Raw genomic sequence first — 21,563 nt, 5'->3', positions numbered from 1 at the left:
GTGGACGGCCCGACTGACGCCCCTGCGACACCGGCGCTGGCTACAGTGGCGTAGTTTTGGCGCTCAAGATCCCTGGGGAGGGTGAGCCGAGATGATGGGACCGTCGCACGCGCTGTCCGGCGCGGCGGTATGGCTGGCCGGGTCGTGGGCGCTGGACCAGTTCGCCGACTACCACCAGTCCCCGCTGGCGCTGGCGGTCGGCACGGCGGTGTGCGCGGGCGGGGCGCTCTTTCCCGACCTCGACCTGTCCGGCAAGGTGACCCGCAACCAGGGCGGCGCCACCGTCGCCCGCACGTTCGGGGTCTTCTCGCTCTTCGTCGCCGAGGTGATGGAGAAGATCTCGCTCGGTGTCTACTACGCGACGAAGCTCAGCAAGGATCCGCGTCGCAACAACGGGCACCGCACCCTCACCCACACGCTTCCGTTCACGGCCCTGGTCGGCTGGGGCACCACCGCCCTCTGCGCCGCGTACGGCAAGTGGGCGGTGATCACGATCCTGTTCTTCATGTTCGGTCTCGCCCTGCGCGGGCTCTTCGACGAGTGGGCCGAACGGGCCGGCTGGGTGATCGTGACCCTCGCGTCGGCCGGCGCAGCCTGGTTCACCTTCGCCAACCTGCCGGGCGGGCGGGGCTATCCCCTGATCGGCACGGCCGTCGGGGTGGGCTGCCTCGTGCACATCCTCGGCGACATGATCACCAGAGCCGGGGTGCCGATCCTCTGGCCGATCCCGATCCGCCGACGCATGTGGACGATGATCGGCCTGCCCAACAGCATCGCCCTGCGCACCGGCAGCAAGACCGAGGTGGTCGTGCTGCGCGCCGTGCTGACCGTGGTCTCGGTGCTCGCCACCGCCGGCCTGGTCGCGCCATCGGTGCTGCAACGGTTCAACATCGACGTATGACCGAGGCCGCCCCCGCGTCGAGCCTGCCGTCACCGCCGGCCGAGGACGCGCGGGTGCCGGAGTTCTGGCGCGCGCTGGGGCTGCCCGGACTGGCGGACGTGCACGTGCACTTCCTGCCGCCGAGGCTGCTGCGCCGCGTGTGGGAGTACTTCGACGCCGCCGGCCCGCTGGTCGGCACCGAATGGCCGATCCGCTACCGGTGGAGCGACGCGGACCGCGTCGCCCACCTGCGCCGCCTCGGGGTACGCGCGTTCAGCGCGCTGGCGTACCCCCACCGGCCGGGCATGGCGGCGGACCTCAACCGCTGGACGTTGCAGTTCGCCCGGGACACCCCGGGCTGCCTGCCCTCGGCGACCTTCTTTCCCGAGCCCGGCGCCGCCGCGTACGTCGAGGCCGCGCTGGCCGACGGAGCCCGGCTGTTCAAGGTGCACGTGCAGGTCGGCGGCTTCTCCCCCACCGACCCGGCGCTGGACGAGGTGTGGGGGACGCTCACCGACGCCGAGGTGCCGGTGGTCGTGCACGCCGGGCACGCCCCGGTGGGAACCACACACACCGGACCTGCCCCGTTCGCCGACCTGCTCGCCCGGCACCCCCGGCTGACCGCCGTGGTGGCGCACCTCGGTGCGCCGGACTACCGGGCCTTCCTCGACCTCGCCGACACGTACGAGCGGGTCCGGCTGGACACCACTATGGCGTTCACGCCGTTCTTCGACAGGTTCGTACCCTTCCCCGCCGACGAGTTGCCCCGGCTGCGCGACCTGGGCCTCGCCGGCAAGGTGCTGCTCGGCAGCGACTTCCCCAACATCCCCTACCCGTACGCCGACCAGCTGACCGGGCTGGCCCGGCTGGACCTTGGTGACGACTGGCTACGCGCGGTCTGCTGGAAAAACGCGGCCACCCTGTTCGACCTGACCTGAAGCGCCCAGCCGAGGCCGCCACAACCGGGCCCGCCACGCCCCGCGCCCGCGCCCGCGCCCGCGCCCAAGATCGTGCTCGATCCTGGATGTAGTGGCCTCCTCACGGTTCGAGGGGACTCTTTCCAGGATCGAGCGCGATCATGGCCAGCGGCGCACGGCGCAGCGGCAGCACGGCGGCGACGCGGCGGCAGCACGGCCGCGCAGCGGCGGCAGGACGGCGGCGCAGCGGCGGCACGGCAGGACGGCGGCGGCGGCGCGACAGGACGGCGGGGGCGGCTCAGGAGGCGGGGTCGGCGGGCCCGACTTGTTTTCGACATCGGCTATTGACGTCGCCGTAACAGGTGGCCTAGCGTCTGTCGAAACGCTTCGTCGAAACGCTTCGACGATCATTCGGGAGCGATCCCACGCCGGGCCGGAGGAGGTGCGCGGTGGCCACGATGCACGACGTCGCCCGCCTTGCGCAGGTCTCGGTCAGCACCGTGTCGTACGTGCTCACCGGCACCCGGCCGATCTCCCAGGCCACCCGGGACAAGGTGCTCGCCGCGATGGCCGAGCTCGACTACCAGCCCAACGCCATGGCCCGCGGGCTGGCCAGCCGGCGCAGCCGCATCCTGGGCCTGCTGATGCCGATGGACGAGCGCGGCCTGGGCGCTACCGAGACGGCGTTCGTCACCGGCGCCGCCGCCGCGGCCAGCGCGGTCGGCTATCACCTGGTGCTCTCGCCGGTCGGCGGGGGCAACCTCGACGACCTGCGGCGGCTGGCCAGCCAGCGGATGCTTGACGGCGTCGTGCTGATGGAGGTGCAGCTCGCCGACGAGCGGGTCACCGTGCTCCAGGAGGCGGGCGTGCCGCTGGTGCTGATCGGGCGCACCGGCGACACCACCGGGCTCTCCTACGTCGACATCGACTTCGAGCAGACCGTGCGGGAGGCCGTCGCGCACCTGGTCGGCCTGGGACACCGTCGGATCGTCTACGTCAACCACTCGGCCGCCACGCTGGCCAGCGGCTACGGTCCCGCGTTGCGTACCCGGGACGCGTTCGTCGCGGCGATGACCGGCCACGGTCTGGAGCCGGTCATGATCCCGGCCGAGGACAGCGCCGCGGGCGGGCGGGCCGCCCTGGCCGCCGCCTTCGCGCGGACGCCGGAGCTGACCGCCGTGCTGGCGATGAACGAGACCGCGATCTTCGGCATCCTCGGCGAGCTGACCGGACGGGGGCTGTCGGTGCCTGACGACGTCTCGGTCGTCTCGATGGTCACCTCGCCACAGGTCGCCGAGCTGGCCACCCCGGCGCTGACCGCGATGACGTCGCCCGGGTCGACGCTGGGCCGGATCGCGATCGAGGCGCTGGTGCGCCACCTGGACGGGCCCGGTCACGAGCGCCACCAGCAGCTGCTGCCGTGCGCGCTGGAGATCCGGGGATCGACCGCCGGGCCACGACGGCCGGCTCCGGTCAGCACCGAACCGTCTCCGACGAGCGGGGGCTGACCAGCCAGAACGGCCCGCCGCCGCGCGGCAACGCGACGACGGGCCCAGTGAGATACCGGGCTCGATACTCAACGAGGAGGATAGCAATGCAGCGATTCCGCCGGATCGTCGCGGCGATCGCCCTGGCGGCGACCGCGACGACCACCGTGGCCGCGTGCGGCGGCGGCGAGAGCGAGGACGACAGCGGGGCCAAGACCCTCAAGCTCTGGCACTACGAGAGCGAGAACAGCGCGATGGGGGTCGGCTGGAACAAGGCGATCGAGATCTTCAAGGCCGAGCACCCCGGCGTCGAGGTGCGCTTCGAGCGCAAGGCGTTCGAGCAGATCCAGCAGAACGCCGGCATGATCATCAACTCGTCCGAGGGCCCGGACATCATGGAGTACAACAAGGGCAACGCGACGGCCGGCCTGCTGTCGTCGCAGGGTCTGCTCACCGATCTGAGCGCCGAGGCCGACAAGCGCGGCTGGGCCGGCAAGCTCAGCCCGAGCCTGCAGACCACCGCCCGGTACAGCGACAAGGGCGTGATGGGGTCGGGCAACTGGTTCGGCGTGCCGAACTACGGCGAGTACGTCACGGTCTACTACAACAAGGACCTGTTCGACAGCAACGGCGTCAAGGTGCCGACCAGCATGGCGGAGATGACCGCCGCGATGGACACCTTCGTCAGCAAGAAGATCACCCCGTTGGGCATGGCCGGGGCGGAGTACCCGGCCGGGCAGCTCTTCTACCAGTTGGCGCTGTCCAAGGCCGACAGGCAGTTCGTCGACAACTACCAGCTCTACAAGAACCCGGTCGACTTCAAGGCCGACCCGCTGAAGTACGGCGCGGACACCTTCGCCGAGTGGGTGCGCAAGGGCTACGTGGCCAAGAACTCGGCGAGCCTCAAGGCCGAGGACATGGGCACCGCGTTCATCGCCGGCAAGACCCCGATGATCGTCTCGGGCAGCTGGTGGTACGGCCGGTTCAAGACCGAGATGAAGGCCAACTGGGACACGTTCCTCTTCCCCGGCAACACCCTCAACGCCGGGTCGTCGGGCAACATCTGGGTGGTTCCGTCGAACAGCAAGGCCAAGAGCCTGGCGTACGACTTCATCGACATCACCCTGCGTCCGGAGATCCAGGACCTGATCGGCAACAACGGTGGCGTCCCGGTCGCCGCCGACGCGTCGAAGATCAGCGACCCGAAGGACCGCAAGCTGATCGAGGACTTCAACACGGTCAGCAAGTCCGACGGCCTGGCCTTCTACCCGGACTGGCCGGTGCCCGGCTACTACGACGTGCTGGTCGGCGGCTTCCAGGGCCTGATCAACGGGTCGAAGTCCCCCGACCAGGTGCTCGACACGATCGCCAAGCCGTACGCCGATGGCGTCAAGGAGATCACCGGCAAGTGACACGGCGAGCGGCGGGCACGACCGGCACGACCGGCGTGCCCGCCCGCCCCGCCGGGAAGGATCTTCCATGGCAGTCTCCGAGACCGTCGCCGCCCCACACCCGACGGCGACCCCCACCCCGCGCAAGCCCCGCCGCGGACCGCGCGGCCGCAACGCGGCCTACTGGCTCTACCTGCTCCCCGGAGCGGTGCTGTTCGTCCTGGTCATCGGCGCTCCCCTGGTCGGCACCGGTTACCTGTCGCTGACCAAGTGGTCCGGCATCGGCGACCCCACCTTCGTGGGGTTCGACAACTACCAGCGTCTGCTGCACGACGAGGTGTTCTGGGCGTCGTTCCGCAACACCGTGGCGATGATCGTCGCGATGGTGGTGGTGCCCACCCTGCTCGGGCTGCTGCTCGCCTCGGTGCTCTTCGACGTCATCGGGCGCCGGTTCAAGCCGCGTACCGCCGCCGCGCTGCGGGCCGCGTTCTACCTGCCGCAGGTGCTGCCCGTGGTGGTGGCCGGCATCGTCTGGGGTTGGATCCTGCGCCCCGACGGCGCGTTCAACAGCCTGCTCGACGCGGTAGGTCTCGGCGCGCTGCGCCACGACTGGCTCGGCGACCCGGGCACCGCCCTGCCGGCCGTCATGGCGGTGATGATCTGGGTGCAGATCGGCTACCCGGTGGTCGTGTTCATGGCGGCGTTGCAGCGGGTCGACCCGGAGCTGTACGAGGCGGCCGAGGTCGACGGCGCGAACTGGCTGCACCGGTTCCGGGCGATCACGCTCCCGCAGATCCGGCCGGAGACCTTCGTGGTCGCGTTGACCTGCACCATCGCCGCGTTGAAGGTGTTCGGGCCGATCTTCGCGCTGACCCGGGGCGGCCCGGAGAACGCCACGAACGTGCCGTCGTACTTCGCGTACTACACGTTCTTCAAGAAACTCCAGGTCGGCTACGGCTCCGCGATCTCCACAGTGCTCACGCTGATCATCGTGGTGGTGGCCGTGATCTTCATCTGGATGCAGGCGCGCAGCGAGCGCCGGGACCGGGGGTTCTGACATGGCCGTCACGCTCACGCCGGCGCCCACGCCGGTGCGCCGGCCGGTCCGCGACCGGCACCACCGCGGCGTCAGCCGCTGGGTCGTGCTCGTGCTGGTCACCCTCGGCGCGCTCGTCATGCTGGTGCCGTTCGCGTTCATGCTGCTCAACGCGTTCAAGTCGCCAGGCGACTATTCGTCGGGTGGGCCGCTGAGCTGGCCGGGCGAGTTCTACACCAAGGGTCTGCGGACGTACTGGACCGAGGTGAACTTCCCCCTCAAGCTGTGGAACTCGGCGCTCATCGCCGGCTCGGTGGCGGTGCTCGGCGTCGTCGTGTCCCTGCTCAACGCGTACGCCCTGGGCATCGGCCGGGTCCGCGGCCGGCTGTGGATCGTCGGGTTGTTCCTGCTGGCCAACATGCTGCCGCAGGAGGCGCTGATCTACCCGCTGTACTACGTGGCGAAGGAGATCGGCCTCTACAACACCCGACTCTCGGTGATCATCATCTTCACGGTGATCCAGAGCGCCTTCGGCACGTACCTGCTGGCCTCGGTCCTGGGCACGTTCCCGCGCTCGCTGCTGGAGGCCGCCGCGCTCGACGGCGCCGGCAAGTGGACGGTGCTGTGGCGGGTGGTCTTCCCCAACCTGCGACCCACGCTCGCCGTGCTCCTCATCTTCTTCTTCATCTGGACCTGGAACGAGTTCCTCATCCCGCTGGTCATGCTCATCGACAACCAGACGCAGACCATCCCGGTCGCGCTCGCGTCGTTGCAGGGCGACCGGCTGATGGACGCCCCGACGACCAACGCCGGGGCGTTGATCAGCCTGGTGCCGGCCATCCTCTTCTTCCTCATCTTCCAGCGCACTCTGGCGCGCGGCATCACGGCAGGAGCCGAGAAGTGAAGTTCACCGACGGGTACTGGCAACTGCGCCCGGGGGTCAGCGTGCTGCGCCCCGGCACAGTGGAATCGGTCGAGCCGGACGAGCGCGGCTTCACCGTCTTCGCGCCGGCCGGTCAGATCACCGGTCGGGGCGACACCCTGAACCGGCCCGTCGTCACCGTCCGGTTCTTCTCCCCCGCCCCCGGCGTCGTCGGGGTGACCATCGGCCACCACAGCGGCGGCCTGCCCCGCGAGCCGCACTTCGGGTTGACCACCGACGACACGCACCCGGTCACCGTCGACATCACCGGCATCACCGCGTCGCTGACCACCGGCGAACTGACCGCCCGGGTGGCGCTCATCGACGGCTGGCGGGTCGAGTTCCTGCACGGCGACCGGCTGATCACCGCGTCCACCGCGCGCAGCGTCGGCATCGTGACCGACGGGGAGGGCCGCCGGTACGTGCACGAGCGGCTCGCCCTCGGCGTCGGCGAGACGGTGTACGGGTTGGGCGAGCGTTTCGGCCCGTTCGTGAAGAACGGCCAGACCGTCGACATCTGGAACGCCGACGGCGGCACCGCCAGCGAGCAGGCGTACAAGAACGTGCCGTTCTATCTGAGCAGCGCCGGCTACGGGGTCTTCGTGGACCACCCGGAGCACGTGTCGTTCGAGGTCGGCTCGGAGGTCGTGGCGCAGAACCAGTTCAGCGTCGAGGGTCAGTCGCTCACCTACCACGTCATCGACGGGCCCACCCCGAAGGACGTGCTGCGCCGGTACACGGCGCTGACCGGCCGGCCGGCCCGGGTGCCCGCCTGGTCGTACGGGCTGTGGCTGTCCACGTCGTTCACCACGTCGTACGACGAGAAGACGGTGACCGAGTTCGTCGACGGGATGGCCGAGCGGAACCTGCCGCTGTCGGTGTTCCACTTCGACTGCTTCTGGATGCGCCAGTTCCACTGGGTCGACTTCATCTGGGACCCGGCGACCTTCCCCGACCCCGAGGGGATGCTGCGCCGGCTGCACGAGCGCGACCTGAAGGTGTGCGTCTGGATCAACCCGTACATCGCGCAGCGTTCGTACCTCTTCGAGGAGGGCCGCCAGGCCGGCTACCTGGTCCGTAACCCGGACGGTTCGGTCTGGCAGTGGGACAAGTGGCAGGCCGGCATGGCCCTCGTCGACTTCACCAACCCGGACGCGGTCCGCTGGTTCACCGGCAAGCTCAAGGTCCTGCTGGACATGGGCGTCGACTGCTTCAAGACCGACTTCGGCGAGCGCATCCCGACCGACGTGGTGTGGCACGACGGCTCGGACCCGCAGCGGATGCACAACTACTACGCCTACCTCTACAACAAGGCCGTCTTCGAGCTGCTGGAGACCGAGCGGGGCGAGGGCGAGGCGGTGGTGTTCGCCCGCTCGGCCACCACCGGCGGGCAGCAGTTCCCGGTGCACTGGGGCGGCGACTGCGAGGCGACGTTCGTCGCGATGGCCGAGTCGCTGCGCGGCGGGCTGTCCCTGGCGTCGTCCGGTTTCGGCTACTGGAGCCACGACATCGGCGGCTTCGAGGGCACCCCCGACCCGGCCGTGTTCAAGCGGTGGATCGCCTTCGGGCTGCTCTCCTCGCACTCCCGGCTGCACGGCTCCGGCTCGTACCGGGTGCCGTGGGCGTACGACGAGGAGGCCGTCGACGTGCTGCGGCACTTCACCCGGCTCAAGCTCAGCCTGATGCCGTACCTGGCCGCCACCGCGCAGGAGGCGCACCACGACGGCATCCCGGTGATGCGCCCGATGATCGTGGAGTTCCCGGACGACCCGGCCGCGGCGCACCTGGACCGGCAGTACATGCTCGGCCCGGACGTGCTGGTCGCGCCCGTGCTCAGCGCCGACGGCCAGGTCACCTACTATGTGCCGGCCGGCACGTGGACACACCTCGTGACCGGCGCGCAGCTCACCGGCCCGGCCTGGGTCACCGAGAAGCACGAGTTCGACAGTCTGCCGGTGCTCGTCCGGCCGGGCGCGGTGATCCCGTTCGGATCGCGCTCCGACCGGCCCGACTACGACTGGGCGGACGGCGTGCAACTGCGCCTCTACGCTCCGGCGGAGGGGCAACGGCAACGGGTGCGGATCCCGTCGCCCGGCGAGGGGCCGGGCGCGGAGTTCGAGGTGAGCTTCCACGACGGTGTGGCCAGCGCGGAACTGGTGGCGGGTGACTCGTCGGCGTACCACTGCGTGGTCGCCGGGACGGAGGTAGCAGGACGATGACGGGACGCACCTTTCCGGAGAGCTTCCTCTGGGGCTCGGCGACGGCGGCGTACCAGATCGAGGGCGCGGCCACCGAGGACGGCCGTGGGCCGTCCATCTGGGACACCTACAGCCACACGCCCGGTCGGACGTTGAACGGCGACACCGGCGACGTGGCCGCCGACCACTACCACCGCTGGCCGCAGGACCTCGACCACATCGCCGAGCTGGGCCTGGGCGCGTACCGTTTCTCGATCTCCTGGCCGCGGGTGCAGCCGGGCGGGTCCGGGCGGTTCAACCAGGCCGGCCTGGACTTCTACTCCCGGCTGGTCGACGGCCTGCTGGAGCGCGGCGTCCGCCCGGTCGCCACCATGTACCACTGGGACCTGCCGCAGGAGCTGGAGGACGCCGGTGGGTGGCCGGTGCGGGACACGGCGCTGCGCTTCGAGGAGTACGCGTCGGGGATCGTCGCCGCGCTCGCCGACCGGGTGCACACCTGGACCACGCTGAACGAGCCGTGGTGCTCGGCGTACCTGGGCTACGGCTCGGGCGTGCACGCTCCGGGGCGGACCGAGCCGGCGGCCGCACTGGCGGCGGTGCACCACCTGAACCTCGCGCACGGCCTGGCCGGCCGGGTGGTCCGGGAGCTGGCCCCGACCGCCGAGCTGTCGGTGACGCTGAACCTGCACGTGATCCGCCCGGCGTCCGACTCGGCGGCGGACGTCGACGCGGCCCGCCGCATCGACGCGCTGGCCAACCGGGCGTTCCTCGGCCCGATGCTGAACGGGGCGTACCCGGGCGACCTGCTGGCCGACACCGCGGGCGTCACCGACTGGTCGTTCGTGCACCAGGGCGACGAGAAGATCGCGGCCGTGCCCCTGGACGTGCTCGGGGTCAACTACTACTCCAGCACCCTGGTCCGCGCCTGGGACGGGCACTCGGCCCGCTCGGACGCCGACGGTCACGGCGCGTCGGCACACTCGCCGTGGGTCGGCGCCGACGACGTCGACTTCCTGCCGCAGCCCGGCCCGTACACGGCGATGGGGTGGAACATCGACCCGCCGGCCCTGACCGAGCTGCTGCTGCGGCTGGGCCGGGAATACCCGGGGCAGCCGCTGATGATCACCGAGAACGGCGCTGCCTTCGACGACGCCGTGTCGGCCGACGGCCGGATCCACGACGACCGGCGGATCGACTATCTGCGCCGGCACATCTCGGCCGTGGCGGACGCCCGGGAGCAGGGCGTGGACGTGCGGGGCTACTTCGTCTGGTCGCTGCTGGACAACTTCGAGTGGGGTTACGGCTACGACCGTCGGTTCGGGATCATCCGGGTCGACTACGACACGCAGGAACGCATCTGGAAGGACAGCGCGCACTGGTACGGGCGGCTCGCGGCCACCGGTCGTCTCGACTGAGCCGTCCCGCACGGTGTCACTATCCGTGGGTGGCGCGTCATGGCGCCACGCCGGTCGCCCCGACAGACTCAGGGCATGGTTGAGCGCGTCACAGTCGTCGCCTTCGGGGGTGTGCAGTCCCTCGACGTCGCCGGGCCGTGGGAGGTCCTCACGGGGGCGAACCGGTATCGGACCGCACACGGTGACGAGCGGGCGTACGACCTGAGGCTGGTGGGCACGGAGGCCGAAGTGGCGTCCGAGAGCGGCCTCGTCATGGTGGCCGGTGCGCTCGGAGAGCCCGTCAGCGGCGGCACCCTCGTCGTCCCCGGTGGCCGTACGGCGGCCGCCGGGGACGAGCACGACGACCTCGTCGCCTGGTTGCGGGGCTGCCGGCCGACCCGCCTGGTGTCGATCTGCTCCGGGGCGTTCCTCTGCGCACGGGCCGGACTGCTCAGTGGTCGCCGGGTGGCCACCCACTGGTCGCTGTCCCGGGAGCTCGCTCGGCGGTTCTCCGACCTCACCGTCGACCACGACGCCCTCTACGTCCACGACGGTCCGGTCTGGACGTCCGGCGGTGTCACCTCGGGAATCGACCTGGCGCTCACCGTCGTGGCGGCCGATCACGGAGCACGGGTCGCGCAGGAGATTGCGCGCTGGCTCGTGATGTTCCTGCACCGGCCCGGCCAGCAGGCACAGTTCTCCGGCCCGGTGTGGCTGGAACGCGCCACCGACCGGCGGGTGGCCGCCGTGCAACGTGCCATCGACGCCGATCCGGCCGCCACCCACCGGGTCGACGATCTCGCCGCGCAGCTCGCCATGTCGCCCCGGCACTTCCAGCGTCTCTTCGCTCGGGAGACGGGGCTCACCGTCGGGCGCTACCGCACCGAGTTGCGTCTGGAGACCGCCAAACGCCTTCTGGTGCAGTCCGACCTCGCCCTCGACGTCGTGGCGGTCCGGGCGGGATTCGGTTCCGCCGAGTCGCTCCGACGTGTCTTCGGCGAACGGCTCGGTACGACGCCGGGCGCGTTCCGCGCACGCTTCTCGACCCTCTGACCGGAAGGAACCTCTGGTGACCCACGTCGTCATACCGCTCTACGACCGTTTCACCGCCCTGGACGTCATCGGCGTCTACCAGCCACTGGCCCTCACCCCGGGCATCGACGTGGTCCTGGTGGCCGAACGCCCCGGTCCCGTCCGCGACGACTGCGGGATGCTCTCCCTCGTGGCCGAGGCCGCGCTCGACGACGTGCGGGCGGCCGACGTCCTCGTGGTGCCGGGCGGGCCGGGGACCGGTCCCGCTCTCACCGGCCCCCTGCCGGCATGGATCAGGCGGATCCACGCCACGACGACGTTCACGACCTCCGTGTGTTCCGGCTCGCTCCTGCTCGGGGCTGCCGGACTGCTGCGGGGACGACGGGGCACCAGCCACTATCGGGTGGCGCAGAAGCTGGTCCACTTCGGTGCCGAACCGACGGACCAGCGGGTTGTCGAGGAGCCCAACGCGCGCATCATCACGGCCGCCGGCGTGTCGAGTGGCATCGACATGGGGCTGAGACTCGTCGAACTCCTCACGGACCGCACGACGGCGCAGGCGGTGCAGCTGTGGATGGAGTACGACCCGCAGCCGCCCTTCGACAGCGGCCACCCCTCCCGCGCGACCGCCGAGGTGATCGCACGAGCGGCGGCGTACGAGAGCGCAGGCAGAGTGGCCCGATGACCTGGCCCTAGACCCCGACGCGCTGCGGCGGGACGGTGAGGCCGTAGAGCGCCATCAGCTCCGGGGTGTCGACGCGACTGCCGTCGGCCACCGAGTCGCAGGCGATGTCGACGATCTGGTCCTTGTGCGCCAACAGGTACGGCCGAGCGCCCACGTCCGCGCTGGCCAGCGTCGCGATGCCGGGCCAGTGCCGGCGGCCGAACAGCATCGGGTACCCGCGCAGCCCGTCGTAGGTGGCGCACACCAGCACATCCGGGTACGGCAGCGCGGCCACCCGGCGGACCGCTGCTGCGGTCAGGCCCGGCATGTCGACGGGCACCACCACCACCGCCTCGATCCCCGCGTCGTCCATGGCGGCCAGACCGGCGCGGATGGACGAGCCGACCCCGGTGCCCCACGCCTTGTTGATCACAACTGTCGCCTTGCCCAGGTCGGCGGTCTCCCGGACCTGGTCGGCGGCGGCCCCCAGCACGACCACGATCTGCTCGCAGCCGGCCTCGGTCATCGTGTCGATCATCTGGTTGACCAGGGGCTTCTCACCCTGGTGCAGCAGCGCCTCGGGACCGCCGATGCGGCGCCCCCCACCTGCGGCGATGATCATTCCTGCGATCCGGTTCAGCTGGGCCCCCTCAAGCACGGGACCGACCGTGACGGCCGGCCCCCTCCTACGGACACTGCAACGAGGAGGGCCGCGCACGAGTGGCGGGGCAAAACGGAGAAATAGCGCAACCGTTACACGCCAGACAGTTGCGCCGGGGGATCAATTGATCATTGGCGCACTCCGGGGTAGCGGAGGTGTTCGGGTCGTCCTTTGCTCTGCTTCAACCCACGCAACACGGAGGGCCCGAAAGTGTTGCGTGGGTTGAAGCAGAGCAAAGGGAGCGGCACATAGGTGCCCCCTCGTCCGACACCCGGTGCGGGCACCCGACGTCAGGGGCGGTCATCAGAGGGTTGTCACCAGGATTCAGGCCCTTGACGCAGCGGCGGCGACCTACTTCTCGTCAGTGGACAACGGCAGGGCAGTGGCCGCCGGTCAGGCCGCGTCGGCGTAGCAGTCGACGATGGACAGATCCAGGGGGAAGCGCACCGGGGTGTCGCCGAACAGCAGCGCGGTGGCCCGCTCACCCGCCCTGCTCACCGCCGCCGCCACGGCCTCGGCCTGATCGGCCGGACAGTGCGCCATCACCTCGTCGTGCTGGAAGAAGACCAGCTCGGCGTCGGTGCCGGCCAGCTCGGCCCGCAGCGTGGCCAGCAGCGTCGAGGCCCACTCCGCGGCGGTGGCCTGGATGACGAAGTTGCGGGTGAAACGCCCCCGGGAGCGGGCGGCCCGCGCCCTAGGGCTCTGCCGATCGGACGCGGCGTCCGGATCGGTCGGCAGCTCGTCGGGATCACCGAGCCCGACCGAGCCGGGTGGGCAGGTGCGCCCCAGCCACGAGCGCACCAACCCGCCCGCCTCCCCCGTGCGCGCCGCCGCCTCGACATAGCCGAACGCCGTCGGGTAGCTGCGTTTGAGCACCGCGAGCGCGGGCACCGCCGCACCGCCGGTCTGCCCGTACATGGCACCGAGCAGGGCGACCTTGGCGCGGGGACGGTCACCACCGAACGAGTCCCGGGCGAGCGCGGCGTACAGGTCACCGGCGCCGCCCGCCGCCGCCAGCCGATCGTCCCCGGAGACCGCCGCCAGGACGCGCGGCTCCAACTGGCCGGCGTCGGCGACCACCAGCCGCCAGCCCGGGTCGGCCACCACCGCCCGGCGGATCACCTTGGGGATCTGCAACGCGCCACCGCCCCGGGTCGCCCAGCGGCCGGAGACCACCCCGCCCGGCACGTACTCCGGCTGGAACCGACCGTCGCGCACCCACTGCTCACGCCAGGACCAGCCGTGCGCCGTCCAGATCCGGTACAGCTCCTTGTATTCCAGAACCAGGGGCACCGCCGGATGGTCGACCCCGCGCAACACCCAGGCCCGGGTGTTGGGCAGCTCCACCCCGGCCCGGGCGAATGCCTTGAGCAGCTCGGCCGGGGAGTCGGCGTGCAACTGGCGGACGCCGAACGCGTCAGCGATGCGGGCCGCCAACTCGGCCAACCGGCGCGGCGGCCCACCGACCGGGGACGGCTCCCCCAGCAGCTCGGCGAGGATCGCGTCGTGCACCTCGGCCCGCCAGGGCAGCCCGGCGACGCCCATCTCCACCGCGATCAACGCGCCGGCCGACTCGGCGGCCACCAGCAGCCGGAACCGGCCCGGGTGCTCGGTGGTGGCGAGCCGGGCGACCTGGTCGGCGTACACCCGGGTCAGTGCCTCGATGCCCGGCCCCGGCGGACCGGGCAGGGTGTCGAAGAGCGCGCCCTGGCCGTGCCCGGGCGGCGCGGCGGCGCGCGGCGGCGGGTCGGGCGGCACCGCGGCACCGGTCAGGCGGGCCCAGGCGGCGGCCAGCGAGCGGGGCTCGCCCCAGCGGCCGGCGTGCCCGAGCAACAGGGCCTCGGTCAGCTCCACGTCGTGGCACCGCTCGACGCGCACCCCGGCCCGCAGCAGCGCCGGGTAGATCGCGCCCGCGGCGGCCCACACCCACCGCGGATGCTCGGTCGCCTCCCGTGCGGCCACCGCGGCCGCGAGATCGCTGACGGTCTCGACCGGGCCGACGGGTCGGCCGGCGGCGTCGAGCGGACGCAGCTCTCCCCCACCGCGTTCGCCCGCCACCACCGCCACCAGCACGAATGTGATTCTGCCTTCCCCCTCCGACAGGAAAACGGGTCGGTGCGTCGGCCCGGTGCTCGATAGCGTGGCCAGGTGCCTCCCCAGATCCCGCACTCCGACCCCGGTACCCCCGACACCCGCGGTCCGATGCGGTACCTGTGGTGGCTGGTCCGGTGCCAACCCTGGCGGATTCTGCGCGGCAGCCTGCTCGGCACGGCCTGGATGGTCGGGCTCTCGGCGCGGCCCTACCTGATCGCCCGCGCCGTCGACGACGGCCTGCGCGCCCGCGACAGCCGCGCCCTGGCCCTGTGGGTCGTGGCGATCGTCGTGGCGGGGGTGGCGTTGTCGTACCTGGGGATCATGCGACACCGCACGATGACCTTCATCCGGGAGGACGCCAAGGCCCGCTCGGCGGAGGTGCTGCTGCGTCAGCTGTCCCGGGTCGGCGCGGCGCTGCCGCGTCGTTCCGCCGCCGGTGAGGTCGCCACCGTGGGCGGTTCCGACATCGACTGGTCGGCGCAGGTGCTGACCCTGACCGGGCCGGGGGTGGGCGCGATCATCGCGTACGGGGTCATCGCCGTGGTGCTCTGGTCGATCTCCCCGCTGCTCGCGCTCTGCGTGCTGGTGGGCATGCCGGCTGTCGCGCTTGTCGTCGGACCGCTGCTGCGCCGGCTCGAACGGGCCGAGTCGATCTACCGCGGGCAGCAGGGCGCGCTGACCGCCCGGTCCGGCGACATCGTGGCCGGGCTGCGAGTGCTCGCCGGGGTGGGTGGCCGGGACCTGTTCGCCCGCCGGTACGCGAGCCGATCGCAGGAGCTACGCGCCGAGGGCTACCGCGTCGGCGCGGTCGTGAGCTGGATCGACGCGGCCACGGTGGCCATCCCCGGCCTGTTCCTGGCGGCGGTGGTGTGGCTGACCGCCCGGATGGCCGTCACCGGCGACGTCACGATCGGTGAACTCGTCGCCGTCTACGGCTACGTGGCGACGCTGATCGTGCCGGTCTGGTTCCTGTTGGAGGGCAGTCACCAGCTCATCCGGGGTCGGGTCGCCGCCCGGCGGATCGCCGGTCTGCTCCGGCTCGCCCCGGACGACGTCGGTGGGCCGGGCCGCCGGTGGCCGGCCGGTGTCCCCGGCGCCCGCGACCCGCACGCCGTGCCCGCGCCATCCGGCCCGGCCGACCTGCACGACCCGTCGACCGGGCTCACCATACGCGCCGGCCGGCTGACCGGGGTCGCCGCCGACGACCCGGCCGAGGCCGTGGCGCTTGCCGACCGGCTCGGCCGGTACGTCACCAGCGACGTCACCTGGGGCGGCGTGCCGCTGACCGCAGTCGCCCTGGACGAGGTCCGGGCCCGGATCCTGGTCGCCGACCACGACTCGTACCTCTTCGCCGGCACGCTGCGCGACGTGCTGGGCCCGAAGCCCGACGACGAGATCCGCGCCGCGCTGCGGGCCGCGTCGGCCGACGACATCGTCGACGCCCTGCCGTCCGGGCTGGACACCCCGCTGGACGCCCGGGCCCGGACGCTGTCCGGCGGTCAACGCCAACGGGTGCGCCTGGCCCGGGCGCTGCTCGCCGAGCCGGAGGTGCTGATTCTCGTCGACCCCACCTCGGCCGTGGACGCGCACACCGAGGCCCGCATCGCCGAGCGGCTCCGGATCGCGCGGGCCGGGCTGACCACAGTTGTGTTCGCCACGTCGCCGCTGCTGCTCGGCCGCGCCGACTGGGTCGCGCACCTGAGCGAAGGCCGGGTCGACTCCTCCGGCACCCACGAGGGGATGCTCGACTACGACCCGGGCTACCGGCACCTGGTGGCCCGGGGCAGCGATGACGGGCAGCACTCCGATGCCGAGGAGGCGTACCAGTGAGCCGCCTGCCGGTCGCGGATCGCGGCACCGTACGCCGCGCCCTGCGGGACATGATCAGCCGGCATCGCCGGGCCGTCGGCGTCGTGCTGGCGCTGCACAGCGCCGCCGCGATCGCCGGCCTCGCCCCGCCCTGGCTGCTGGGCGCCATCGTCGACCGGGTCACGGCCGGCGCGGGCGTGGCGACGGTGGACCGGCTGGCCCTGGCCATCGCCGGCTGTGTCGTGGTGAGCGCGCTGCTCGCCCGGTACGCCCAGTACGCCGGTCACCGCTTCGGTGAACGTGCCGTCGCCGAGCTGCGCGAGCAGTTCGTCGACCGGACGCTCGCCCTGCCCGTGTCGGTCGTGGAGCGGGCCGGCGCCGGGGACCTGGCGACCCGCAGCTCGGTCGACGTGGCGACCGTCGGCACCACGGTCCGGGACGTGGTGCCGACCATCGTCATCGCCTCGGTGCAGTTGACGTTGCTGTTCGGGGCGGTGTTCCTGCTGCATCCCCTGCTCGGGCTCGCGGCGCTGGCCGGGCTGCCGTCGATCGTGGCGGTGACGCGGTGGTACCTGCGGCGGGCCAGCTCCGCTTACCTCACCGAGGGCGCCGAGGCGGCCGAGTTGACCGAGGCGTTGACCACCACCGCCGAGGGGGCCCGCACGGTCGAGGCGCTGCGGCTGACCGACGACCGGATCCGGCACGGCACCACCCGCGTCACCCGGCTGTGGCAGGCCCGGCGGGCGACCCTCGCGCTGCGGACCGTGTTCTTCTCGGTCGTGGAGGCCAGCTACCCGCTACCCGTCGCCATGGTCCTGCTCGTCGGGGGCTACCTGTACGCCGCCGACCGGGTCTCGCTCGGCGCGGTGGTCGCCGCCGCGCTCTACCTCCAGCAGGCCATCGACCCGCTGGACCGGCTGTTGCAGTGGACGGAGCAGGCGCAGCGCGGCTTCGCGTCGTTCGCCCGGGTGCTCGGCGTCGGGCTGGTCCCACCGGAGCCGCCCGGCACCACGGCCACCTCGCGGGGCGAGCGGCTCGTCGTGCGCGAGGCGCGGTTCTCGTACGCCGACGGGCACGACGTGCTGCACGGCATCGACCTGGACGTGCGGCCCGGCGAACGGCTGGCGGTCGTCGGCCCGTCGGGCGCCGGCAAGTCGACCCTGGCCCGGCTGCTGGCCGGCATCGACGCGCCGCGGCGGGGCGTCGTCAGTATCGGTGGCTGCCCGGTCACCGACCTGGACCCGGCCGAACGTCGGAGGCGGATCGCCCTGGTCACCCAGGAGCACCACGTCTTCATCGGCTCGGTACGCGACAACCTCGCGTTCGCCGCGCCGGACGCCTCCGACGAGCAGATGCGCGCCGCGCTCGCCACGGTGGGCGCCGACTGGTACGACGAGCTGCCCGAGGGGCTGGACACCGCGCTCGGCGACGGCGCCCGCCAGCTCGGCGCGGCCGAGGCCCAGCAACTGGCGCTGGCCCGGCTGGTGCTCGCCGACCCGCACACGCTGATCCTGGACGAGGCGACCGCGGCGCTCGACCCGAGCACCGCTCGGCGGACCGAGCGCGCCCTGGCCGCCGTGCTCGTCGGGCGGACCGTCATCGCCATCGCGCACCGGCTCAACACCGCGCACGACGCCGACCGGGTGGCCGTCCTGGCGGACGGCCGGATCACCGAGATCGGCAGTCACGACGACCTCGTCGCGGCCGACGGGGCGTACGCCGCCCTCTGGCGCTCGTGGCACGCGCACGCCGACGAGCGCCAGAGGTGACGGCCTACTTCACCGCGCCGGAGGTGAGCCCGGCCTGGATCTGACGCTGGAAGACCGCGTACACGATGATCATCGGGAGGATGGCGATGGTCAGCGCGGCGAACAGCCCGGACCAGTCCGCCTCGTAGCCGGCGTTGACCGAGATGTCGGCGATGCCCTGGGTGAGCACCCACTTGTCCTTGGCGTTGGAGAGCAGCACCAACGGGAGCTGGTACTGCGCCCACTGCCCGATGATGTTGAAGATCGCCACGCTGATCAGGCCCGGCTTCGCCATCGGCATCATGACCTGGAAGAACAGCCGGGCGTGCCCGCAGCCGTCGATCATCCCCGCCTCGGCCACCGAGGTCGGCAGCGTCTTGAAGAACGCGGCCAGGAAGAAGACCGTGAACGGCAGCGAGTACGCGATGTAGACCAGCACCACGCCCTGGTAGGTGTCCAGCATGCCCAGCTGCTTCACCACGAAGAAGAGCGGCACCAGGGCCAGGAAGACCGGGAACGCCAACCCCGAGACGAACAGGTAGTAGATCGCCCGGTTGCCCCAGAACCGGTACCGCGCCAGCACGTACGCCGCCATCGAGCCGAGCAGCATGGTGCCGAAGGTGCTGCACGAGACCACGAGGACGCTGTTGAGGAAGTACCGGCCGACGTTCGCCTTGGTCCACGCCCGGCCGAAGTTCTCCCACCGTAGCTCCGCCGGGAGCGTCCACGGGCTGCTGAAGATCTCACTGGTGTTCTTGAACGCGGCGAGGAACGTCCAGAGGATCGGCACGATCACGATCACCGCCCACACGGCGAGCGCGACGTGTCCCAGGCCGGCGAAGAGCCGCACCTCCGAGCGGGGGCCCTTGCCACGCCGGCCGCCGGTCGCGGAGTTCTCGCCGGTCTTCGGCGGTAGGGCCGCCGGCGTCGGCGGCAGCGTCGACTGGGGGTTCATCAGTACTCCACGCTTTCCCGCTTGGTGAGCCGCAGCGTCAGCGCCGCGAACGTGAGGGTGAGGAAGAACAGCGCCACGCCCATCGCGGAGGCGTAACCGTACTTCGAGTAGACGAACGCGTTGCGGTAGATCTCCATGGCCAGCACGGTGGTGGCGCCGTCCGGGCCGCCACCGTCGACCGAGAGCACGGCCACGATGGCGAACGCGTCGAACGCCGCGATGCCCAGATAGACCCACGCGACCTGGAGGGTGTCCCAGAGCAGCGGCAGGGTGACCCGGAAGAACAGCGTCACCCTGCTCGCCCCGTCCATCTCCGCGGCCTCGTAGATCTCGCCCGGGATGGAGGCCATCCCGGCCGAGAAGAGCACCACGTAGAAGCCGACGGCCTGCCAGACCAGCACCGCGAGGATCGACCAGAGGGCCAGGTTCGGCTTGACCAGGAAGAGGATCGGCTCCAGGCCGAACTTCATCAGCACACCGTTGATCAGGCCGGACTCGTTCGGCCGGTAGACCATCTGGAACAGCACCGCGATGATCGCCACCGCCAGGACCTGGGGGAAGAAGAACACCACCCGGTAGAACTTCGCCCCCCAGACCCCCTGGCGTTGACCGCCACTGCTCTTGCCACCCACGTTGAGCAGGAAGGCGAAGAACAACGCGATGGCGATCGTGATCAGCGGCAGGGCAAGCAGCAGTACGCCGTGGTGCTGGACCGCCTTCCAGAAGGCGCCGTCGTCGAGCAGCTTCCGGTAGTTGTCGAAGCCCACCCACTGCGGGGCGGAGAGCCCTCGCCAGTTGGTCATCGAGATCTGGAACGCCTGCGCGTACGGCCAGATAACGAATGTCACGTACAGCGCGACCGGGGCGAACAGGAACCCGATCACGAATGGATACTTGCCGTGCCGCATGACCCTAGCTCCGATCGATCAGCGCTTGAACTTGGCGACCGAGCTGTCCTTCTTGATCGCGTCGGCGCGCTTCTGGATCCGCTCCACGAAGGCGTCCGCGTTGATCCGGCCGAACATCAGCTCGTTGGTGGCGCTGCGCGCCTCGGTGTCGAGCTCCTTGTACCAGCCGTCGAAGTACAGGTTGAACACGTCCTGCCCGGCCGCCTTGAGCGCGGCCTGCGAGCTGGCCACACCGGGCGGGAAGGCGAAGCCCTCCGAACCGGAGGTGACCACGGTCGGGGCCTTGACCACCTCGGTGAAGCCCTTCGCGCCCGCCGTGGACAGCATCTGGCGCATGTACTCCAGGCCGCCCTTGGGGTTCTTGCTCTTCGCCGAGACGAAGTAGCCCTCGCCCGCGGTGGCCCGCAGCGCCGTGGCCGGCAGCTTGTCCGACGCGGTGAGGCTCGGCACCGGCATGAGCTGGTAGTCGAAGCCGGCCGGGGTGTCCTTCTTCTGCTCGCCCTCCAGCCAGTCACCGCTGGGGTACAGGGCCACCTTGTACTGGTTCTGCCGCAGCTGCACGTCGGTGTGCTTGAGCCCCTCGAAGCTCTTGTCGCTGAACTTCGCCCCGACCTCGGCCCACGCCGTGGCCGCCTGCTTGACCGCGTCCTGCTTCCAGGCGCCGTCCTCCAGGTTGTCGATGTTCTTCAGCACCTCCACGCCGCCGATCTTGGCGGCCTGGGTGAGGATCACGTTCCACTGGTAGTACGCCGCGTTCGCCCCGGCGTAGCCGTACGGCGTGATGCCCTTGGCCTTGATGGCGGTGAGCAGCTTGATGAAGTCGTCCCAGGTCTTCGCCGGCGCCCAGCCGTTGTCCTTGAAGAGCTTGCCCGAGTACCAGATGCCGAAGACCGTGGAGACGTAGTACAGCACGTACGGCTTGCCGTTGAACGAGCCCGCCTCGACGGTGCCCGGCACCACGGTGTCGCGGACCTTCTTGGCCGGGTCGTCGACCGACGGGGCGTCCCACAGCTCGGTGAGGTCCTGGAGCTGACCGTCGGCGACCAGCGCGCCGAAGTCCATCAGCTTCTCGCCCGAGTTGTTCACGAACTCCGGCGGGTTGCCGGACGCGAACCGCGGCTGCAGGACCGTGGAGACGGCCTGCGTGGACTGGTGCTTGATCTCCGCCTTGGGGAACGCCTTCTTGTAGAGCGGCTCGTGTACGTCGGTGGCGTACTTCTCGCCGTAGCCACCGTTGAAGATGATCACCTCGATCGGAGCGTCGTCCTTGACGCCCAGCGGGTTCTTCTCACTCTTGGTGCCTTCGGCGGCCTTCTCGTTGTCCTTGTCGCCGCCGCTGCTCGTCGCGCACGCGCTGAGCAGGCCGATGGCCGGAGTGGCGAGCATGCCCACGGCCGCGGCGCGACGCAGCACCGTGCGACGGTCGAGTGCGGCCGGGTGCTCGGGGGTAATCGACATCGTCGTCTC

General features: G+C 71.1%; 17 protein-coding genes. 12 read left to right on the top strand and 5 right to left on the bottom strand.

What is annotated here, in order from left to right; genetic code table 11:
- Nucleotides 1-91 precede the first annotated feature (91 nt).
- From ACLQ27_RS28070 to ACLQ27_RS28025, 10 genes are all read left to right on the top strand, one after another.
- Entirely contained in the window at nt 92-901 is an 810-nt protein-coding gene (locus ACLQ27_RS28070; protein ID WP_234591164.1) for a metal-dependent hydrolase, read from the top strand.
- Complete coding sequence (locus ACLQ27_RS28065; protein ID WP_425869486.1) at nt 898-1,818, top strand: amidohydrolase family protein; 921 nt, start codon at nt 898-900, stop codon at nt 1,816-1,818. The genes ACLQ27_RS28070 and ACLQ27_RS28065 overlap by 4 nt, the downstream gene beginning before the upstream one ends.
- A 437-nt stretch (nt 1,819-2,255) precedes the next feature.
- Entirely contained in the window at nt 2,256-3,305 is a 1,050-nt protein-coding gene (locus tag ACLQ27_RS28060) for a LacI family DNA-binding transcriptional regulator (protein ID WP_357574384.1), read from the top strand.
- An 86-nt stretch (nt 3,306-3,391) separates the two neighbouring features.
- On the top strand, nt 3,392-4,696 hold the full coding sequence (locus ACLQ27_RS28055) for an ABC transporter substrate-binding protein (protein WP_357574332.1): 1,305 nt from the start codon (nt 3,392-3,394) through the stop codon (nt 4,694-4,696).
- Nucleotides 4,697-4,763: 67 nt separating this feature from the next.
- Nucleotides 4,764-5,732 (top strand): carbohydrate ABC transporter permease, encoded by a 969-nt coding sequence (locus ACLQ27_RS28050; protein WP_357493273.1) that lies wholly within the window; start codon nt 4,764-4,766, stop codon nt 5,730-5,732.
- Between the two features lies 1 nt (nt 5,733).
- A complete protein-coding gene (locus ACLQ27_RS28045; protein WP_357493274.1) occupies nt 5,734-6,615 on the top strand; it encodes a carbohydrate ABC transporter permease in 882 nt (293 codons plus the stop codon).
- Complete coding sequence (gene yicI / locus ACLQ27_RS28040) at nt 6,612-8,852, top strand: alpha-xylosidase (RefSeq protein ID WP_425869484.1); 2,241 nt, start codon at nt 6,612-6,614, stop codon at nt 8,850-8,852. Before ACLQ27_RS28045 ends, yicI begins: the two co-directional genes overlap by 4 nt.
- Entirely contained in the window at nt 8,849-10,246 is a 1,398-nt protein-coding gene (locus ACLQ27_RS28035) for a GH1 family beta-glucosidase (protein WP_425869482.1), read from the top strand. Before yicI ends, ACLQ27_RS28035 begins: the two co-directional genes overlap by 4 nt.
- A 75-nt stretch (nt 10,247-10,321) precedes the next feature.
- Entirely contained in the window at nt 10,322-11,278 is a 957-nt protein-coding gene (locus ACLQ27_RS28030; RefSeq protein ID WP_425869480.1) for a GlxA family transcriptional regulator, read from the top strand.
- 16 nt (nt 11,279-11,294) lie between these two features.
- Nucleotides 11,295-11,942, top strand: coding sequence for a DJ-1/PfpI family protein (locus ACLQ27_RS28025; protein ID WP_357493281.1), 648 nt, complete (start codon nt 11,295-11,297; stop codon nt 11,940-11,942).
- Between the two features lie 7 nt (nt 11,943-11,949).
- Here the strand turns inward: ACLQ27_RS28025 and ACLQ27_RS28020 are convergent, their stop codons facing one another.
- Nucleotides 11,950-12,543 (bottom strand): nucleotidyltransferase family protein, encoded by a 594-nt coding sequence (locus ACLQ27_RS28020; protein WP_234591166.1) that lies wholly within the window; start codon nt 12,541-12,543, stop codon nt 11,950-11,952.
- Between the two features lie 432 nt (nt 12,544-12,975).
- On the bottom strand, nt 12,976-14,685 hold the full coding sequence (locus ACLQ27_RS28015) for a bifunctional 3'-5' exonuclease/DNA polymerase (RefSeq protein WP_425869547.1): 1,710 nt from the start codon (nt 14,683-14,685) through the stop codon (nt 12,976-12,978).
- Nucleotides 14,686-14,784: 99 nt separating this feature from the next.
- Between ACLQ27_RS28015 and ACLQ27_RS28010 the strand changes: the two genes are divergently transcribed.
- Both ACLQ27_RS28010 and ACLQ27_RS28005 read left to right on the top strand, forming a co-directional pair.
- Nucleotides 14,785-16,506, top strand: coding sequence for an ABC transporter ATP-binding protein (locus ACLQ27_RS28010; protein ID WP_425869545.1), 1,722 nt, complete (start codon nt 14,785-14,787; stop codon nt 16,504-16,506).
- Nucleotides 16,507-16,556: 50 nt separating this feature from the next.
- Complete coding sequence (locus ACLQ27_RS28005; protein WP_425869543.1) at nt 16,557-18,254, top strand: ABC transporter ATP-binding protein; 1,698 nt, start codon at nt 16,557-16,559, stop codon at nt 18,252-18,254.
- 4 nt (nt 18,255-18,258) lie between these two features.
- Here the strand turns inward: ACLQ27_RS28005 and ACLQ27_RS28000 are convergent, their stop codons facing one another.
- Genes ACLQ27_RS28000 through ngcE form a run of 3 tightly spaced genes read right to left on the bottom strand, consistent with a single transcriptional unit; the run spans nt 18,259 to nt 21,554 of the window.
- Nucleotides 18,259-19,188, bottom strand: a complete 930-nt coding sequence (locus ACLQ27_RS28000) for a carbohydrate ABC transporter permease (RefSeq protein ID WP_357493283.1) — start codon at nt 19,186-19,188, stop codon at nt 18,259-18,261.
- Nucleotides 19,188-20,096: a carbohydrate ABC transporter permease gene (locus ACLQ27_RS27995; RefSeq protein WP_234591425.1), complete on the bottom strand. Its 909-nt coding sequence runs from the start codon at nt 20,094-20,096 to the stop codon at nt 19,188-19,190. Before ACLQ27_RS27995 ends, ACLQ27_RS28000 begins: the two co-directional genes overlap by 1 nt.
- An 18-nt stretch (nt 20,097-20,114) precedes the next feature.
- A complete protein-coding gene (gene ngcE, locus ACLQ27_RS27990) occupies nt 20,115-21,554 on the bottom strand; it encodes an N-acetylglucosamine/diacetylchitobiose ABC transporter substrate-binding protein (protein ID WP_234591424.1) in 1,440 nt (479 codons plus the stop codon).
- Nucleotides 21,555-21,563 lie beyond the last annotated feature (9 nt).

This window comes from Micromonospora sp. DT63, from assembly GCF_049841615.1.
In the GTDB taxonomy this organism is placed as follows: Bacteria; Actinomycetota; Actinomycetes; order Mycobacteriales; family Micromonosporaceae; genus Micromonospora.
Note: the sequence above shows the minus strand (reverse complement) of the source record. Positions and strands in the feature narration are given on the sequence as shown.

What these genes read in the sequence shown, in the direction of transcription:
- ACLQ27_RS28070 (WP_234591164.1), top strand. Translation starts at nt 92, where the DNA reads ATGATGGGACCGTCGCACGCGCTGTCCGGCGCGGCGGTATGGCTGGCC.
- ACLQ27_RS28065 (WP_425869486.1), top strand. Translation starts at nt 898, where the DNA reads ATGACCGAGGCCGCCCCCGCGTCGAGCCTGCCGTCACCGCCGGCCGAG.
- ACLQ27_RS28060 (WP_357574384.1), top strand. Translation starts at nt 2,256, where the DNA reads ATGCACGACGTCGCCCGCCTTGCGCAGGTCTCGGTCAGCACCGTGTCG.
- ACLQ27_RS28055 (WP_357574332.1), top strand. Translation starts at nt 3,392, where the DNA reads ATGCAGCGATTCCGCCGGATCGTCGCGGCGATCGCCCTGGCGGCGACC.
- ACLQ27_RS28050 (WP_357493273.1), top strand. Translation starts at nt 4,764, where the DNA reads ATGGCAGTCTCCGAGACCGTCGCCGCCCCACACCCGACGGCGACCCCC.
- ACLQ27_RS28045 (WP_357493274.1), top strand. Translation starts at nt 5,734, where the DNA reads ATGGCCGTCACGCTCACGCCGGCGCCCACGCCGGTGCGCCGGCCGGTC.
- ACLQ27_RS28035 (WP_425869482.1), top strand. Translation starts at nt 8,849, where the DNA reads ATGACGGGACGCACCTTTCCGGAGAGCTTCCTCTGGGGCTCGGCGACG.
- ACLQ27_RS28030 (WP_425869480.1), top strand. Translation starts at nt 10,322, where the DNA reads ATGGTTGAGCGCGTCACAGTCGTCGCCTTCGGGGGTGTGCAGTCCCTC.
- ACLQ27_RS28020 (WP_234591166.1), bottom strand. Translation starts at nt 12,543, where the DNA reads ATGATCATCGCCGCAGGTGGGGGGCGCCGCATCGGCGGTCCCGAGGCG.
- ACLQ27_RS28010 (WP_425869545.1), top strand. Translation starts at nt 14,785, where the DNA reads ATGCGGTACCTGTGGTGGCTGGTCCGGTGCCAACCCTGGCGGATTCTG.
- ACLQ27_RS28005 (WP_425869543.1), top strand. Translation starts at nt 16,557, where the DNA reads ATGATCAGCCGGCATCGCCGGGCCGTCGGCGTCGTGCTGGCGCTGCAC.
- ACLQ27_RS28000 (WP_357493283.1), bottom strand. Translation starts at nt 19,188, where the DNA reads ATGAACCCCCAGTCGACGCTGCCGCCGACGCCGGCGGCCCTACCGCCG.
- ACLQ27_RS27995 (WP_234591425.1), bottom strand. Translation starts at nt 20,096, where the DNA reads ATGCGGCACGGCAAGTATCCATTCGTGATCGGGTTCCTGTTCGCCCCG.
- ngcE (WP_234591424.1), bottom strand. Translation starts at nt 21,554, where the DNA reads ATGTCGATTACCCCCGAGCACCCGGCCGCACTCGACCGTCGCACGGTG.